16 protein-coding genes are annotated in these 14,220 nt (G+C 43.0%); 1 reads left to right on the top strand and 15 read right to left on the bottom strand.

Annotated features, from left to right (window positions below):
- Positions 1–3: 3 nt before the first annotated feature.
- The 9 genes from IGI89_RS12305 to fabT all read right to left on the bottom strand — a co-directional run bounded on the left by IGI89_RS12305 (position 4) and on the right by fabT (position 7,026).
- Positions 4–1,368, bottom strand: a complete 1,365-nt coding sequence (locus IGI89_RS12305; RefSeq protein WP_005235585.1) for an acetyl-CoA carboxylase biotin carboxylase subunit — start codon at positions 1,366–1,368, stop codon at positions 4–6.
- A gap of 7 nt (positions 1,369–1,375) precedes the next feature.
- The gene (fabZ, locus tag IGI89_RS12300; protein ID WP_005225895.1) at positions 1,376–1,804 is read right to left on the bottom strand and encodes a 3-hydroxyacyl-ACP dehydratase FabZ; all 429 of its coding nucleotides are present in this window, start codon (positions 1,802–1,804) and stop codon (positions 1,376–1,378) included.
- A 4-nt stretch (positions 1,805–1,808) separates the two neighbouring features.
- On the bottom strand, positions 1,809–2,291 hold the full coding sequence (accB, locus tag IGI89_RS12295; protein WP_016612188.1) for an acetyl-CoA carboxylase biotin carboxyl carrier protein: 483 nt from the start codon (positions 2,289–2,291) through the stop codon (positions 1,809–1,811).
- Positions 2,292–3,530 carry a beta-ketoacyl-ACP synthase II gene (gene fabF, locus IGI89_RS12290; RefSeq protein WP_016610185.1) on the bottom strand — a complete coding sequence of 413 codons (1,239 nt, stop codon included), beginning with the start codon at positions 3,528–3,530 and terminating at the stop codon, positions 2,292–2,294. It abuts the gene before it with no gap.
- 12 nt (positions 3,531–3,542) lie between these two features.
- A complete protein-coding gene (fabG, locus tag IGI89_RS12285) occupies positions 3,543–4,280 on the bottom strand; it encodes a 3-oxoacyl-[acyl-carrier-protein] reductase (RefSeq protein WP_016620362.1) in 738 nt (245 codons plus the stop codon).
- Positions 4,281–4,289: 9 nt separating this feature from the next.
- Positions 4,290–5,213: an ACP S-malonyltransferase gene (gene fabD, locus IGI89_RS12280; RefSeq protein ID WP_144330612.1), complete on the bottom strand. Its 924-nt coding sequence runs from the start codon at positions 5,211–5,213 to the stop codon at positions 4,290–4,292.
- A 123-nt stretch (positions 5,214–5,336) separates the two neighbouring features.
- Positions 5,337–5,561 (bottom strand): acyl carrier protein, encoded by a 225-nt coding sequence (locus tag IGI89_RS12275; RefSeq protein ID WP_005225890.1) that lies wholly within the window; start codon positions 5,559–5,561, stop codon positions 5,337–5,339.
- A gap of 52 nt (positions 5,562–5,613) precedes the next feature.
- The gene (locus IGI89_RS12270; RefSeq protein WP_005225889.1) at positions 5,614–6,576 is read right to left on the bottom strand and encodes a beta-ketoacyl-ACP synthase III; all 963 of its coding nucleotides are present in this window, start codon (positions 6,574–6,576) and stop codon (positions 5,614–5,616) included.
- Between the two features lie 9 nt (positions 6,577–6,585).
- A complete protein-coding gene (gene fabT / locus IGI89_RS12265; RefSeq protein WP_008378199.1) occupies positions 6,586–7,026 on the bottom strand; it encodes a fatty acid biosynthesis transcriptional regulator FabT in 441 nt (146 codons plus the stop codon).
- A 320-nt stretch (positions 7,027–7,346) separates the two neighbouring features.
- Between fabT and IGI89_RS12260 the strand changes: the two genes are divergently transcribed.
- The gene (locus IGI89_RS12260) at positions 7,347–8,288 is read left to right on the top strand and encodes a GIY-YIG nuclease family protein (protein WP_430601004.1); all 942 of its coding nucleotides are present in this window, start codon (positions 7,347–7,349) and stop codon (positions 8,286–8,288) included.
- A 68-nt stretch (positions 8,289–8,356) separates the two neighbouring features.
- On the opposite strand, the gene IGI89_RS12255 is transcribed toward IGI89_RS12260, so the two are convergent.
- The 6 genes from IGI89_RS12255 to IGI89_RS12230 form a co-directional block, all read right to left on the bottom strand.
- Positions 8,357–8,587 (bottom strand): YkuJ family protein, encoded by a 231-nt coding sequence (locus IGI89_RS12255; protein WP_005225886.1) that lies wholly within the window; start codon positions 8,585–8,587, stop codon positions 8,357–8,359.
- Positions 8,588–8,670: 83 nt separating this feature from the next.
- Entirely contained in the window at positions 8,671–9,546 is an 876-nt protein-coding gene (locus tag IGI89_RS12250; RefSeq protein ID WP_430601005.1) for an NAD(P)-dependent oxidoreductase, read from the bottom strand.
- Between the two features lie 74 nt (positions 9,547–9,620).
- Complete coding sequence (locus tag IGI89_RS12245) at positions 9,621–10,853, bottom strand: glycosyltransferase family 4 protein (RefSeq protein ID WP_430601006.1); 1,233 nt, start codon at positions 10,851–10,853, stop codon at positions 9,621–9,623.
- Positions 10,854–10,884: 31 nt separating this feature from the next.
- Positions 10,885–11,895 carry a glycosyltransferase gene (locus IGI89_RS12240; protein WP_005235568.1) on the bottom strand — a complete coding sequence of 337 codons (1,011 nt, stop codon included), beginning with the start codon at positions 11,893–11,895 and terminating at the stop codon, positions 10,885–10,887.
- Positions 11,896–12,160: 265 nt separating this feature from the next.
- Positions 12,161–13,888 (bottom strand): phosphoenolpyruvate--protein phosphotransferase, encoded by a 1,728-nt coding sequence (gene ptsP / locus IGI89_RS12235; protein ID WP_438735710.1) that lies wholly within the window; start codon positions 13,886–13,888, stop codon positions 12,161–12,163.
- A complete protein-coding gene (locus tag IGI89_RS12230; protein ID WP_003126335.1) occupies positions 13,888–14,154 on the bottom strand; it encodes a phosphocarrier protein HPr in 267 nt (88 codons plus the stop codon). Before IGI89_RS12230 ends, ptsP begins: the two co-directional genes overlap by 1 nt.
- Positions 14,155–14,220: the final 66 nt, after the last annotated feature.

The following is a 14,220-nucleotide window of genomic DNA, read 5'->3' as shown; positions in this document are numbered from 1 at the left end:
CTCCTATTGTTCAGGTGTCCAATTTGGCAAAAATTCCTCTTGTAAAAAGGCGGTTGTATAGTCTCCCGCAATCACTTTCGGGTGACTGATCAAGTCCATTTGGAATTCTGCATTCGTAATGACACCATCGGTCACTAATTCAGCTAACGCCCGCTGCATTTTCATCAATGCTTCAAAACGGTTCTCGCCGTGAACGATCACTTTAGCGATCATGGAATCATAATAAGGCGGGATCGTATAGCCGGAATACATGGCACTGTCTACCCGTACACCCAAGCCTCCACCAGGCAGAAATAAATTGTTGATCTTGCCTGGTGACGGTGCAAAATTGAAGGCTGGATTTTCTGCATTGATCCGACATTCGATTGCCGCACCTGTCATCTTGATGTCTGCTTGTGTCAAGCCTAGCGGTTCGCCACTAGCAACTTCGAGTTGTTTTTTGACTAGATCAATGTTCGTCACCATTTCAGTGATGGGGTGTTCCACTTGGATTCGAGTGTTCATTTCCATGAAATAAAACGCCCCAGTGTCTGCCATTAAAAACTCGATCGTGCCGGCATTGCGATACCCTACCGCTTGTGCGGCACGTACCGCTGCTTCTCCTAGCTCTGCTCGTTTGCTTTCAGAAATCACCACAGAAGGAGATTCTTCCAACACTTTTTGGTTGTTGCGTTGCAGCGAGCAATCGCGTTCACCAAGGTGGATAATATTACCAAAAGAATCACCTAACACTTGCACTTCTATGTGTCGAGCAGGGTAAATGATTTTTTCAATGTACATTTCATCGTTGCCAAATGCCGCTTTCGCCTCTTGCTGTGCCGAAGCAAAATGATGTGGTAACGCTTCTTTATCGGCGACTTTCCGTATCCCTTTACCGCCACCGCCGGCTGCTGCTTTGAGCATGACCGGGTAACCAATCTCTTCAGCGATCGTTAAAGCTTCTTCCACATCAGAAATCGCGCCTTTGCTTCCGGGAATAACCGGTACTTCTGCTTCGATCATCAAGCGTCTTGCATTGATTTTGTTTCCCATTGCATCGATAGTCTCACTCTTTGGCCCAATAAAGACGATATTGCATTCCTCGCACATCGCAGCAAAACGGCTATTCTCTGAAAGAAAGCCAAAGCCGGGATGGATCGCCTCAGCCTTTGTGACGATCGCAGCGCTTAGGATCTGCTGTACATTCAAATAAGAGTCAGCTGCTTTGGCAGGTCCGATACAAATCGCTTCATCGGCAAGCTCTGTGTGCAACGCTTCTTTATCTGCTTCTGAATAAACGGCGACCGTTTGAATACCTAATTCGCGACAAGCGCGAATGATACGTACGGCGATTTCGCCACGGTTTGCGATCAATACTTTAGAAAACATGTCTCACCTATCCAATCATGAAAGTCAATTCTGCTTCCGCCACTTTTTTCCCATCAACATAGGCAATTCCTTTGCCGATGCCGGCTGCAGATTTTACTTTGATTATTTCTACTTCTAAGATCAAGGTATCGCCTGGTGTTACTTTTTTTCTGAATTTTGCTTTGTCTAAACCGCCAAAGTAGGCAGTTTTCCCACGAAAGTCTTCCAATGACAATAATGCCACAGCACCTGCTTGCGCCATTGCTTCCACGATCAATACTCCAGGCATCACTGGTTCATGGGGAAAATGGCCTTGGAAAAACGGCTCATTAATGGTAACGTTTTTCTTCGCAACGACCCGTTTGCCTTCTTCTAACTCCTCTACCCGATCCACTAAAAGCATCGGATAACGATGAGGGATGATTTCTTTGATTTCTTGAATCGTTAATGCGCTCATTGCTTTACCCTTCTTTCACACGGAATAATGGTTGATTGAATTCAACGATTTGTTCGCTTTCAACCAAGACTTCAACCAATTCGCCATCGACGTCGCTGACGATTTCATTCATGACTTTCATCGCTTCAACGATACAAAGAATATCGCCTTTTTTCACGTGATCGCCGATTTGCTTAAAGTTATCTTTGTCAGGACTTGGTTTCAAATAAACGACACCCACTAATGGCGAGACAACTTCTTTGCCCTCTAAGACAGGTTTCGCCGCTTCTACTGTGTCAGGTGTCGCTGAGACAGCAGGCGTTGGTACAACAGGAGTTGGCGCAGCATTCGCTGCAGGAGCAGGCGCAGGTGTAGATTGTGCATTTTGTAGCCCACTTGTCGTATTTTTATTAAAATAAAGTTCAAACGTCTCTTTTTTTAATTGAAGCTCAGTTAACGTCGATTGATCGAATTGGCTGAGCAGCTCTTTTATCTCATGTGTTTCCAATTACGCTTCCTCCCAACGTTTCAGCAAGATCACTGCATTATGACCGCCAAACCCAAGTGAATTACTCATGGCATAGGTTAATTCTGCTGGTTGGCTTTGATTGATAACAACGTTCAAGTCGATCTCAGGATCTTGTTCTGTCACGTTGATGGTTGGTGGAATAAATTGATGTTGTAATGCTAATAGTGAAGCAATGGCTTCGATTCCACCAGCCGCCCCAAGCAAATGACCAGTCATTGACTTTGTACTGCTGACATATGGTTTTTTATAGTCTTCGCCCAATCCGTATTGGATCGATGTCGCTTCTGCACTGTCATTGGCGGGCGTACTTGTACCGTGGGCATTGATGTAACCAACTTCAGCTGGGGTAATCGCCGCTTCTTGCATCGCTAATTTCATTGCTTTTCCAGCACCTGATCCATCAGGGTTTGGCGCAGTCATATGGTAGGCATCACAGTTCGCACCGTACCCTACGACTTCACCTAAAATCGTTGCCCCACGTTTTTGTGCATGCGCCAATGATTCTAAAATGAAGACGCCAGCGCCTTCACCCATGACAAATCCACTACGATTTTTATCAAACGGAACGGAAGCTTTGTCAGGGTCTGATTCAGTGGTTAACGCCGTCAGAGAAGCAAAACCAGCAATACCGATTTCACAGATCGTCGCTTCTGAACCACCAGCGATCATGACATCTGCATAGCCATGCTTGATGTTTCGGAAAGCTTCACCGATTGAATGGGTACCAGAAGCACAGGCGGAAACAGTCGTCGTACAAATGCCTTTCGCACCTACCCGTAACGCAATGTTGCCGGCAACCATATTTACGATCGACATCGGTACGAACATTGGTGATACCCGATTTGCTCCTTTGTCATGCATTCGAATCACTTGGTCTTGAATCGTTGGCAAGCCGCCGATCCCCGAACCAACCATCACGCCAAAACGATCCACATCAATGGTTTCTGTATCTAACTTCGCCATTTCCATCGCTTCTAAGGCCGCATAAATTCCATAAATGGAAAAAAGATCCATCCGCTTCGTATCTTTTTTAACGAAGTACTTTTCTAACGGAAAATCTTTGACTTCAGCGGCAACTGAGATCCCTGTTGCTTCTGCGTCAAATTTTGTAATCGGGCCGATGCCGTTGGTCCCGTTTTGTAAACTTGCTAAAAAAGTTTCTGGGTCATTTCCGATTGGAGAAGTGACGCCGTATCCTGTAACTACTACTCGATTCATCTTTTCTTCCTCCTACCCTTGCATTGCCATCCCGCCGTCTACACTGATCACCTGACCAGTGATGTAGGGGCTTTTTGCTAAAAAGACTGCTGTTTGCGCAACATCCTGTGTGGAACCAAAACGCTGTAATGGAATAGTTGCCAATGATTGTTCTTTGACTTTATCCGACAGCACTTCAGTCATCTCTGTTTCGATAAATCCTGGGGCGATCGCATTGCAGGTGATCCCCCGAGCGGCACCTTCACGAGCGGCAGATTTCGTAAAACCGATCACGCCAGCTTTACTTGCCGCATAGTTGGCTTGCCCGATATTTCCCGTCAAGCCGACCACACTCGTCAAATTGATGATGCGGCCTTCTCGCAACTTCATCATTTTTTTCAACGCGTGCTGCGTCATATTGAAGGTACCAGTCAAATTGATTTTGATCACGGAATCAAAATCTTCCGGTTTCATTCTCAACAATAATTTGTCATTCGTGATCCCGGCATTATTGACCAAAATGTGGATCGGCCCGACTGCCGCTTCTGCTTCCGAAAGCATGGCTGCCGCTTGATCAAAATCAGAAATGTCCCCATTGATCGCTACACATTTCACGCCGTAGCTGGTGATGCGATCGATCAGTGACTGGGGAATTTCTTTTCGTCCATTTAAAACGATATTCGCTCCTTCTTTGGCAAAGGCTTCCGCGATAGTAAAACCGATCCCTCGCGAGCTACCAGTTACAAAGACGTTTTTATTTTGCAGATCCATAAATTCCTCCTAGTTGAATCGGGCTAGTGTATCTGCCAACGTTTGGCTATCTTCTACACGCGCAGTCTGGATTTCTTTGTCTATTTTCTTCATAAAACCGCTCAATACTTTTCCTGGTCCGATCTCGATGACTTGTTGGATGCCAAGTTCCTTCAGTGTCGCAATGCTTTCGTAAAAACGCACTGGTGATTTCACTTGCAACGTCAACAGTTCCTTGATTTGGTCTTGCTGCATCGGCTGCGCGGTCGTATTGCTGATGACAGGTACTTGCAACTCATCAAAGGTAATTTGAGCTAATTCCTGTGCTAATTGCTGCGATGCGGGTTCCAACAAAGCGGTATGGAAAGGACCGCTGACATTTAAAGGAATCACCCGTTTGGTTCCAGCAGCTTGTAACAATTCCACCGCTTTATCCACTGCCGGCGCTTCACCGCCAATGACGATCTGCTGCGGCGTATTGTAATTCGCTGGTGTCACGATCCCGACTTGACTTGCTTCTTTACAGATTTCTTCAATCGTTTCAGCGGGTGTGTTCATCACAGCAACCATTTTCCCAACACCTGCTGGCGCCGCACTTGCCATATACCGACCGCGCTTTTGTACCAATGCGACTGCTGTCTGGAAATCAAGCGCACCACTAGCGACTAAGGCTGTATATTCGCCTAAACTCAAGCCAGCAACAGCATCTGCTTTGATTCCTTGCGCATCCAAAAGACGCCAAAAAGCCGTACTTACCGTTAAGATGGCAGGCTGCGTATATTCCGTCTGGTTTAAACGTTCGTTTTCAGTAAAGCATAGCTCCGCCATATCATATCCTAGAATGGTGCTGGCTTGTTCAAACGTCTCACGAACGATGGCTTCTTGGTGATAGAGCTCTTCTCCCATTTTGGGGTACTGTGCGCCTTGACCGCTAAATAAAAAGGCTGTCTTCATCTTGTACTCCTTCATTACTTTGATCGTTGTCGTTGGAGAACATGGCTTCTTGCAGTTCGTCTATGAATCAGCAAAAACACGTTCTTAAAAAGGAAAGGCTAGGCTGTCTGCCTAGCCTTTGTTTTATGCTTGTTGTTTTTCTACATATTTAACTAGATCTTCAACGGTTGTGATACCATCTTCTGTTTCGATCTTCACATCGAATTCATCTTCGATCTCGTTAATGATTTGGAAAAGATCCAAGCTGTCTGCTTCTAAATCTTCTTGGATGTTTGTGTTCAATTTGATTTCTTCTTTTTCTTTTCCTAATTCTTCTGCTACGATTTCTTGAATTTTTTCGAATACCATGTGTATATTCCTCCAATGTGTTTTTCAATAGTAATTTTGTTTCGTGAACAAGTTATAAGGTGGCTAACATAGTTCCCCATGTTAATCCGCCGCCAAAACCTGAGAACACCACTTTTTGACCACTGCCAAGGGACAGTGTACCTCGTTTGATTTCTTCATCTAGCAATAACGGAATCGAGGCTGCCGAAGTATTGCCATAATCTTGCATATTTTGCAAAAATTTCTCACGGGGCTGCTTCAGCTTGCGAGCAACTTTGTCTAAAATACGTGAATTTGCTTGGTGAAGCAAAAAATAATCGATTGCTTCATCTTGTGTCAGATCATTGATCGAGGCGACCACATCACGCGTCGCAAAATCAAAGATTTCTCGTCCAATCATTTGCATACAAGCACTATACGCCGGAGCGTTTTGTGAAAAAGGATTCTCATTCGTGCGAAAACCAGATGTTAAGGACATGCCTCGCGTCCCATCTGCTTTTAAAGACTCTTTGAGCAAATGCTGCTCTGAAGATGCTTCCAACAATAGACCGCCGGCACCATCTCCGAATAAAACAGCCGTCGAACGGTCGTTCCAATCCAAGACTTTTGAAAGTACTTCTCCACCGATGACCAATCCTTTTTTAGCGCCCGTTCGAATCAGTTTTTCAGCCATAGACAATGCATACACGAAACCAGCACATGCTGCACTGATATCAAAAGCAAAGGCATTGACTGCCCCAATCGCCCCTTGGACTTGGCAAGCAACCGCCGGTGTATTAAAATCCGGTGTGATCGTCGCTACCAAGATAAAATCTAGACTTTCTGCTGAAAGCTGAGCATCTTGTAAGAGCGTTTGAGCGACGCGAATACAAAGGTCTGAAGTGTTTTCGCCGACAGCGACTCTTCTTCGTTTGATTCCCGTGCGAGAATGGATCCATTCATCTGAAGTATCCATCAAATTTGATAGATCATCATTTGTTACGATTTTTTCTGGAACATAACTTGCAGTCGCGGTAATTTTTCCAAACATATTCATCCATTATTCTCACTTATAATCTTGTAAAAAGTCATGCAGATTTTTCAGTGCTTTCAACAGTGCCTGTTCCTCTTCAGGAGACATCTGACTCAAGACACCCTTCACCATCTCACGATGAAAATGCTGATGAACACGATAAAGGAGTTTTCCTTTTTTCGTCAAACCTAGTTTGACGACTCGCCGATCATCTTCACTGCGAATCCGTTCTACATATTCTTTTTTCACCAAACGATTGATCGCGATGGTCAAAGTCCCAACAGTGATCGAAAGCTCTTTGGCAACTTCAGTCGTGGTCTTTTTTTTGTACATCCCGATGGCTTCGATGGTATGCATTTCGGTAATTGAAAGGTCTTTGAATTGAGATTTTTTCAATTCAGATTCTTCAATCACTAAGATGTCATTAAAGACGCTGACTAAGTAGTCATTAACTGTTTCTAAATTGGGTTCCATAACCTTCACCATCCGAATACTTTGATAATCAAATCATTTGATAGTCAAACTATATCGGAAGTTATTGAGAAATGCAAGAATTTTTTCGAACTTTTTTTATTTTTAAGCACATTTTTATTTGAGAACTGATTTTCTAAGATTCTAAAAGCTGCGAGTTGACAAAATAATCCGTTTCCGCTATAGAGAAATTTCCTTTGAATGTCAAAGTTTATCATTGCGTTGTCTCCTCTCTATTCCTATTTTTTTCTTGTCAACGGCCAGCAAACGTTGCTCTCTCCGCTCTCATCTGCTACTCTTTGAAGGAAGGAGAGGAAAGATCGATGAATCCGAACAAAGAGTTTCTAAAAAACAAAGCAAATGCACTGCCTGAAAAGCCTGGCGTTTATCTAATGAAAGATCAACACAACGAAGTCTTGTATGTGGGAAAAGCCAAATCATTGAAGCAGCGTGTCGTTTCCTACTTCCGAAAAAACCAGCAGCATGCCAATAAGGTGCTTCGACTTGTTTATAATGTCGTTGATTTTGAAACGATCGAAACAGATACAGAATTGGATGCACTATTACTTGAATGTCGTTTGATCCAAGCTTTTCATCCTATCTACAACCGACAAATGAACCATTCAGCGAACTATTGCTTTGTTGATTTGACGAATCATAGCTTCACGATCACTCAAACACCACAAATTGGCAGTTATGGCCCCTTTCGGCAAACAAAAAAATTGCCTGTGTTGTTTCAATTATTGTCAGAAACGTTTCAATTGCCGACTGTCAACGAACTGACGCTATTAACCTTACGTAAACAACTCCCTCAAATGGAGGCGTATCCCTTGGAAGAGAAGTGGCGAGAGATCGGCTGTTTTTTTGCAGGAAAGAAGACATACTGTTTTTCACTCCTTAAAAAACGCTTGGCATACCTGATTGATCACTTATTGTTTGAACAAGCTAGTGTACTGCAGCGAGAGATCCATTTAGCAGAAAGCTTTTACCAAGAAATCGTGAGGGTCAATCAGTTCATTCAAGAACCGGAAGTGATTTTTTCGATTCCCTTTGACTTAGAGGAGCCAGTATCACAGACGACTCAACTCAAATACTATCAAGTCAGCTTTGGTAAGTTGATCCAAACAAACATTCTTTCTCCCGAAGAAACATTCCAGCCACATCCGCCAGCAAGCGCTGCGCTTCCTTTAGCCCCGGAAGATCTCGATCCATTAGGGATCATCCTTAATCACCTGTATCGCCAAGAAAAAGCAGCAGAAAAATAAAAAACAGCAAGCCCAAGTAGGCTTGCTGTATAGAAATGAGAAAGCGACGACGAACGTCCCACTCATTCTTATTGGATCAAATCATAGATTTCCATGGCTACAATATCAACATTATCAAATTGATAAGATTGACTTGATTCTGCTTCCGTTAATTCAAACGTTTCTGTCGAATTGTCATAAGTAACGGTACATTTTTCGACGCCTTCTTTTTCAAAACGACGTACTTGAACTTCATTGTCTTGCGCTTCGACCATCGCTTCTAAACGTTTGATGATAGCGACTAATTGCGAACTTTTCATTCGTAAGCCTCCTTTTTCTGTCCGTTATATTGTATCAAAACATCCTCTATCTTGCATTGATTTTTCGTATTTTTTTTGTCATTTTAAGATTTTTTTCCATCTTGCCACCAAAGTTTAATCAGCGCCTGCGTTCCGTCATTTTCATAGCCTTTTTCAGCCAACTGATCATACAATTTTTTAGCTAAAGTGGTGCTCGGCAAATCCAATCCCATCTTCTTAGCCTCATCCAAAGCGATCCCCAAATCTTTGATGAAATGTTTGACAAAAAAGCCTGGTGAATAATCCTCTTTTAGGATACGAGGACTGTAATTCGTCATGGACCAATTGGCTGCCCCACCGCCAGAAAGCGTGTCAATCACTCGTGGTAAATCAAGACCGGCTTGGTTCGCATAGACCAGCATTTCTGTCATCCCCGTCATGGTTCCGGCAATCATGATCTGATTGGCCATTTTCGTATGCTGCCCCTTTCCTGCCCCTCCTTGAAGTTGAAACGTCTTTCCTAATACTTCAAAAAGTGGTTTTACTTGTTGGTAAGCTTCTTCATCGCCACCAACCATAATCGTTAGCGTGGCGTTTCTCGCACCAAGATCACCACCAGAAACTGGCGCATCAATACTCGCTGCTCCTTTTTCCTTCGCTGTCTGGTAGATTCGTTCTGCCAAATCAGGTGTACTGGTGGTAAAATCCACCAATGTTTTGCTCGTCACAGCCGTTTGAAAAATCCCTTGAGGTCCATAGTAAACTTCTTCAACGTCGGATGGATAACCAACCATTGTAAAGATGATTTCACTTTCTGATGCAACTTCTGTTGGGGTGTCACACCAAATTGCTCCATTCGCAACGAGTTCATCTGTTTTTGCTTTCGTCCGATTGTAAACATTCACTGTATGTCCTGCAGCTAAGAGATGACCAACCATCGCTTGACCCATGACACCAGTACCGATAAATCCTAATTTCATGCAGATCCCTCCAAAATAAAAAAGTTCATGTCTTTAGTATACGCTAAAAACATGAACTTGCGAAAATTTTCTGTTTAATCGATCGTTCGGCGAAAAGCCTTTAATTTGACTTTGAATTTTTCTAACGTCTGCTCGGTTTCTTTCTCGATGCGTTCGGTTTCATAATAGGCAACCATATCATGGTAAAAAGACAGCATCGACTCACCAAAGCGTAATGCCGAGATCTCGTACATCTTCCTAGAAAGAACTTCGGGATCAGCAGGAATCTTTTGTTCATAATAATCAATAAATGCTTTTGCGAAATCCCGATCACTCTCAAAGGTGACCCCTAACGATGGATCATCGATCAAGGTGTTTAAGTAATCATTGCCTTCAACGACTAACGGTGTCCCAGCAGCCATCGCTTCCGTGTATGTCAGTCCTTGTGTTTCTGAAGTGGAGGCACTGACGAAGTAATCGGCAGCGTGGTAATAGATCGCCACTTTATCATTCGCCACTTCGCCGACAAATTGAACATGGTCAGTTAGCGCCATATCCACCACTTTTTCTTCTAATTTTTCTTTATGCGGACCTTTCCCAACGATCACTAATTGCGCATCAGGAATCTTGGTTAGAATTTCCGGCATTCCATCGATGATCGTTTGGATATTCTTTTCATAAGAAATACGACTGAGGGAAAGCAGCATGGGTTGATCCTCAATGATGCCTAATTTCTCCCGCAATTCTTTTTTCATTTCAGATGTAATGTCCGGTCGACGAAACTTCTCGACTTCGATCCCTGTGGGGATGATCCGCATCGGTGAAACCACACCATACCCCTTCAGCGTATCGATGACTCGTTCACTTGGACAAACAACACCTGTCGAGTGGTTGGCAAATAGCCGCGAAAGATATTTCACGTGAGACGGCCGTAAGACCTTCCCATTGGCGATGTAGTGCAAGTAGTCTTCATACATCGTATGGTAGGTATGGATCACAGGAATTTGCAATTTGCGCCCCACCATTTTCCCTAACATCCCAGAGCCAAACTCGGTATGGGTATGGATCAATTCCAACTCTAACTCTTTGGCGATCAAATAGGCATACAACATGCCGCGCACTACGATTCGCCGATCTTTGAAGGACACAAACGGGACACTTGGCATGCGAATGATATCTTCTTCGTCTAGATCAGCATTGGGATCAGTCGTAGTAAAGATATACACTTTATGGCCTTTTTTCTCAAGCTCTTCTTTCAATGTCTTGATCGATGTCGCCACACCACTTACCTGGGGGAAGTAGGTGTCTGTAAAAAATCCGATTTTCAAAACGGTACCTCCAAACTTTACATTAGTTTCTTTATTCCGTATTCATCACTTTTGTATAAACTTCTTTTAGCTCATATCCGATTTCATCAATACTCTTTTGCTTGGCCGTTTCATAACCCGCTTCACTTAACTGTGGCAACGTGCCATCTACGATTCCTTTGATTTTCTCGATAAACCCTTGATTGGTTTTCTCCATGTATGCATTGTGCCCATTGCTTAGCCACCCTTTATATACTGGAATATCCCGAACAAGCACATTTTGGTGGCTGGCTAACGCCTCAAGGACCACGATCCCTTCTGTTTCTTCATAGGAAGGAAAGAAGAACAGATCAGCCGCTGAATATGCCCCTTCGATGATGTCTCCTTTGATATAGCCGGGAAACAGCACATTTTCTGGATGGTCTTCATTGACAAGGTCGCGGATCTGCTTAGGAATCGTCATCATTGGTGTATGACCAAACCAGATAAACGTATATTCAGGCAATTGTCTAGCTATCTCTACAAAATCAAGAATGCCTTTTCGTTCAAAAAACAAGCCGACCGATATAATGACTTTTTGATCAGGTAAAAGCTGAAAATACTCACGAAAGGCTTTTTCTTTCTCATGATCCGGCTGATATTTGTCAAGATCGATCCCGTTTGAGATCGCTTCGATCGGCACTTGGATACCATACCCTTCCAAAAGTTCTTTCGAATAAGGGGTCGGGGTGATCAATTGATCGGCTCTGGAATAAAGATTGATCAAATATTTTTTATATAATGGCGAAAGCTGATTTGAACCGATAAATGAATTCCGAAAATCCTCTTCTGTAGAATGGGCATGGTAAATCACTTTTTTTCCTTGTCTTTTGGCTTTATTGACCATATGCATACTATTGATTCCATACGTGTTGATGTGAAGAATGTCATAATCCTCATCATTTTTATCAAGAGTAAAAGGAATCCCGACAGATGTCAGCGCTCGTTGCTGATGGGCCAATGCGCGACCGATACCTGATTTAGCTAATAATTTTTCTCCTTCAAAATAAAGAAGTACTTTCAAAGATGATTCCTCCTTGGAAATGCTTATATCTGATATTAGTATACCATAGGCGATCGCAGAGATACTCCTACCATGGTCCTAGATTTTGTTCCCCATTTAACCATGATACGGGAAAAACTCAGGGAATCATAGCTTAATTCCAAGATATGACAAAACTGTTCGTTTTCTGAAAAAAGTAGTAAGTTGTTGCAAGTCAAATCAAACAAAATGTCTTCTTAAAACAAAAAAAGGCAACAAGCAAAAATTGCTTGTTGCCTAGAAATGATTATTTTACATACTGTTCGATTAACTCTACAACTTCTTCCATTGTATCGCAATCTTCTAAAGCACGTTTTGCTAATTCTTGCATGTCAGTGGTTGACAAACGTTTCATTAAGCTACGTGTTTTCAGAACAGATGTTTCACTCATTGAGAACTCATCTAAGCCCATACCTACAAGAAGTGGCACAGCAGTTTGATCGCCGGCCATTTCTCCACACATACCAGCCCATTTGCCTTCAGCATGCGCTGAATCGATCACGTTTTTGATCAAGCGTAAGATGGATGGGTTGTATGGTTGGTACAAGTAAGACACGCGTTCATTCATGCGGTCTGCAGCCATTGTGTATTGGATCAAGTCATTGGTACCAATACTGAAGAAGTCAACTTCCTTCGCAAACTTGTCTGCTAAGACAGCTGCTGCTGGAATTTCGATCATGATTCCGACTTGGATCTCGTTAGAAATCTCAACGCCTTCGTCAATCAATTTTTGACGCTCTTCTTCATACATTTTCTTCGCTGTACGGAACTCTTTCAATGTTGCCACCATTGGGAACATAATACGTAAGTTACCATGAGCAGAAGCACGTAACAACGCACGAAGTTGGGTACGGAACATGTCGTCCCCAAGTTCAGACAAGCTGATACGCAATGCACGATAGCCTAAGAAAGGATTCATTTCATGAGGCAATTTTAAGTAAGGAAGTTCTTTATCGCCACCGATATCCATTGTGCGGACAACCACTGGTTTTCCAGCCATTCCTTCTAGAACTGCTTTATACGCTTTATATTGGTCTTCTTCTGTTGGGAAATCAGGAGAATCCATGTACAAGAATTCAGTCCGGTATAAACCGACTGCTTCTGCACCATTGTTGTGGACACCTTCTAAATCTTTTGGTGTACCAATGTTCGCAGCTAATTCAAAGTGCTTACCATCAGCCGTAACTGTTTCAGCATCTTTTAATTTTTCCCACTCTGCTTTTTGATCTGCGTAGGCTTTCCCAGCTTCAACAAATTCAGCCGCTTGGTCATCTGTCGGGTTGACGATAACGTCACCGATAATGCCGTTAACAGCTAAGATGTCGCCCGCTTTCACTTTTGCAGTGATCTCCATCGTTCCAACGATTGCTGGGATTTCAAGAGAACGTGCCATGATTGCGGAATGAGAAGTACGTCCACCGATATCTGTTACAAAAGCTTTAACAAAGTTGCGGTCTAATTGTGCGGTATCACTTGGTGTCAAGTCATGCGCAACAACGACTACTTCTTCGTTGATCATTGAAGGATTAGGCAAAGTCACATTCAACAAATGCGCCAAGATACGTTTAGCAACATCTTTGATGTCAGCTGCCCGTTCTTGCATGTAAGCATTGTCATCCATTGCTTCAAACATACCAATATACATGTCAGTAACTTCTTTCAATGCAGCTTCTGCATTGACTTTGTTATCTGTCACGTTTTGTTTGATTTGACCGATCATCTCAGGATCTGAAAGAACCATTAAATGAGCATCAAATACTTGTGCTTCTGCTTCACCTAAAGTTTGCGCTGCTTTGTCGCGGATTTGTTGTAATTCCGCTGTTGACTTCGCTAACGCATCATCTAAGCGTGCTTCCTCTGCTGCAGTATCTTCAACTGATACTTTTGAAAAAGATAAATCAGGTTGTACTAACAGGTAGGCTTTCGCAACGGCTACACCATCACTAGCAGCAATTCCTTTTAGCATCTCAACCATTATTCAGACAAACCTTCTTTTTTCATTGTTTCTACGATTGCAGCGATTGCATCTGCTTCGTCAGCACCTTCAGCAGTGATAGTTACATCAGAACCTTGGCCAACACCTAATGACATTACGCCCATGATTGATTTAAGGTTTACTGATTTACCTTTGTACTCTAAGTTGATATCAGAGTTGAATTTGCTTGCTGTTTGAACCAATAATGTAGCTGGACGTGCGTGAATCCCTGTCTCAGCAACTACGTGAAAATCTTTCTTTTCCATATTGATCAATCTCCTTTATGATACGTTTTTTTGTGTGAAGGCAAAATTTCCATGCATGCAATGATA

It is taken from the genome of Enterococcus sp. AZ141, from assembly GCF_051714385.1.
Taxonomy (GTDB): domain Bacteria; phylum Bacillota; class Bacilli; order Lactobacillales; family Enterococcaceae; genus Enterococcus_D; species Enterococcus_D entomosocium.
Note: the sequence above shows the minus strand (reverse complement) of the source record. Positions and strands in the feature narration are given on the sequence as shown.

Coding starts and splice junctions, on each gene's coding strand:
- IGI89_RS12305 (WP_005235585.1), bottom strand. CDS start 1,368: ATGTTTTCTAAAGTATTGATCGCAAACCGTGGCGAAATCGCCGTACGT.
- fabZ (WP_005225895.1), bottom strand. CDS start 1,804: ATGAGCGCATTAACGATTCAAGAAATCAAAGAAATCATCCCTCATCGT.
- fabF (WP_016610185.1), bottom strand. CDS start 3,530: ATGAATCGAGTAGTAGTTACAGGATACGGCGTCACTTCTCCAATCGGA.
- fabG (WP_016620362.1), bottom strand. CDS start 4,280: ATGGATCTGCAAAATAAAAACGTCTTTGTAACTGGTAGCTCGCGAGGG.
- fabD (WP_144330612.1), bottom strand. CDS start 5,213: ATGAAGACAGCCTTTTTATTTAGCGGTCAAGGCGCACAGTACCCCAAA.
- IGI89_RS12275 (WP_005225890.1), bottom strand. CDS start 5,561: ATGGTATTCGAAAAAATTCAAGAAATCGTAGCAGAAGAATTAGGAAAA.
- IGI89_RS12270 (WP_005225889.1), bottom strand. CDS start 6,576: ATGAATATGTTTGGAAAAATTACCGCGACTGCAAGTTATGTTCCAGAA.
- fabT (WP_008378199.1), bottom strand. CDS start 7,026: ATGGAACCCAATTTAGAAACAGTTAATGACTACTTAGTCAGCGTCTTT.
- IGI89_RS12260 (WP_430601004.1), top strand. CDS start 7,347: ATGAATCCGAACAAAGAGTTTCTAAAAAACAAAGCAAATGCACTGCCT.
- IGI89_RS12255 (WP_005225886.1), bottom strand. CDS start 8,587: ATGAAAAGTTCGCAATTAGTCGCTATCATCAAACGTTTAGAAGCGATG.
- IGI89_RS12250 (WP_430601005.1), bottom strand. CDS start 9,546: ATGAAATTAGGATTTATCGGTACTGGTGTCATGGGTCAAGCGATGGTT.
- ptsP (WP_438735710.1), bottom strand. CDS start 13,888: ATGGTTGAGATGCTAAAAGGAATTGCTGCTAGTGATGGTGTAGCCGTT.
- IGI89_RS12230 (WP_003126335.1), bottom strand. CDS start 14,154: ATGGAAAAGAAAGATTTTCACGTAGTTGCTGAGACAGGGATTCACGCA.